The organism is Stenotrophomonas sp. INTA L402-1, assembly GCF_059295135.1.
Map to the genome: position 1 here is coordinate 1 of NZ_JCAFWP010000085.1, position 2,082 is coordinate 2,082.

Annotated in this window: 1 rRNA gene; it reads left to right on the forward strand. The window is 51.7% G+C overall.

Annotation, left to right across the window (positions count from 1 at the left end):
* Positions 1-214 precede the first annotated feature (214 nt).
* Positions 215-2,082 (forward strand): 23S ribosomal RNA (locus tag AC5O77_RS21560); the annotation flags it as partial.

The following is a 2,082-nucleotide window of genomic DNA, read 5'->3' on the forward strand; positions in this document are numbered from 1 at the left end:
AGCCATATAGGTCCTTGAATTTCAATACTTCAGAGTATATTGGCAACAGTATGCTGCGAAGTATTTTGCTCTTTAACAATCTGGAACAAGCTGAAAATTGAAACATGACGGCTGAAACTTGTCCCCCGTAGCAGTTTGGGATGAGGAGTAACCTGTCATAGAGTCTCTCAAATGTAGCAATGCGATGATGTCGAAAGACACCTTCGGGTTGTGAGGTTAAGCGACTAAGCGTACACGGTGGATGCCCTGGCAGTCAGAGGCGATGAAGGACGTGCTAATCTGCGATAAGCGTCGGTAAGGTGATATGAACCGTTATAACCGGCGATTTCCGAATGGGGAAACCCAGTGTGATTCGTCACACTATCATTAACTGAATCCATAGGTTAATGAGGCGAACCGGGGGAACTGAAACATCTAAGTACCCCGAGGAAAAGAAATCAACCGAGATTCCCCCAGTAGCGGCGAGCGAACGGGGAGCAGCCCAGAGCCTGAATCAGTGTGTGTGTTAGTGGAAGCGTCTGGAAAGGCGCGCGATACAGGGTGACAGCCCCGTACACAAAAATGCACATGCTGTGAGCTCGATGAGTAGGGCGGGACACGTGGTATCCTGTCTGAATATGGGGGGACCATCCTCCAAGGCTAAATACTCCTGACTGACCGATAGTGAACCAGTACCGTGAGGGAAAGGCGAAAAGAACCCCGGCGAGGGGAGTGAAAAAGAACCTGAAACCGTGTACGTACAAGCAGTGGGAGCCTCTTAATGGGGTGACTGCGTACCTTTTGTATAATGGGTCAGCGACTTATATTCTGTAGCAAGGTTAACCGAATAGGGGAGCCGAAGGGAAACCGAGTCTTAACTGGGCGTTAAGTTGCAGGGTATAGACCCGAAACCCGGTGATCTAGCCATGGGCAGGTTGAAGGTTGGGTAACACTAACTGGAGGACCGAACCGACTAATGTTGAAAAATTAGCGGATGACTTGTGGCTGGGGGTGAAAGGCCAATCAAACCGGGAGATAGCTGGTTCTCCCCGAAAGCTATTTAGGTAGCGCCTCGTGAACTCATCTCCGGGGGTAGAGCACTGTTTCGGCAAGGGGGTCATCCCGACTTACCAACCCGATGCAAACTGCGAATACCGGAGAATGTTATCACGGGAGACACACGGCGGGTGCTAACGTCCGTCGTGAAGAGGGAAACAACCCAGACCGCCAGCTAAGGTCCCAAAGTCATGGTTAAGTGGGAAACGATGTGGGAAGGCCCAGACAGCCAGGATGTTGGCTTAGAAGCAGCCATCATTTAAAGAAAGCGTAATAGCTCACTGGTCGAGTCGGCCTGCGCGGAAGATGTAACGGGGCTAAACCATGCACCGAAGCTGCGGCAGCGACACTATGTGTTGTTGGGTAGGGGAGCGTTCTGTAAGCCTGCGAAGGTGTACTGTGAGGTATGCTGGAGGTATCAGAAGTGCGAATTCTGACATAAGTAACGATAAAGCGGGTGAAAAGCCCGCTCGCCGGAAGACCCAGGGTTCCTGTCCAACGTTAATCGGGGCAGGGTGAGTCGACCCCTAAGGCGAGGCCGAAAGGCGTAGTCGATGGGAAACAGGTTAATATTCCTGTACTTGGTGTTACTGCGAAGGGGGGACGGAGAAGGCTATGTTGGCCGGGCGACGGTTGTCCCGGTTTAAGCGTGTAGGCTGGTTTTCCAGGCAAATCCGGAAAATCAAGGCTGAGGCGTGATGACGAGGCACTACGGTGCTGAAGCAACAAATGCCCTGCTTCCAGGAAAAGCCTCTAAGCATCAGGTAACATCAAATCGTACCCCAAACCGACACAGGTGGTCAGGTAGAGAATACCAAGGCGCTTGAGAGAACTCGGGTGAAGGAACTAGGCAAAATGGTGCCGTAACTTCGGGAGAAGGCACGCTGATATGTAGGTGAAGTCCCTCGCGGATGGAGCTGAAATCAGTCGAAGATACCAGCTGGCTGCAACTGTTTATTAAAAACACAGCACTGTGCAAACACGAAAGTGGACGTATACGGTGTGACGCCTGCCCGGTGCCGGAAGGTTAATTGATGGGGTTAGCGG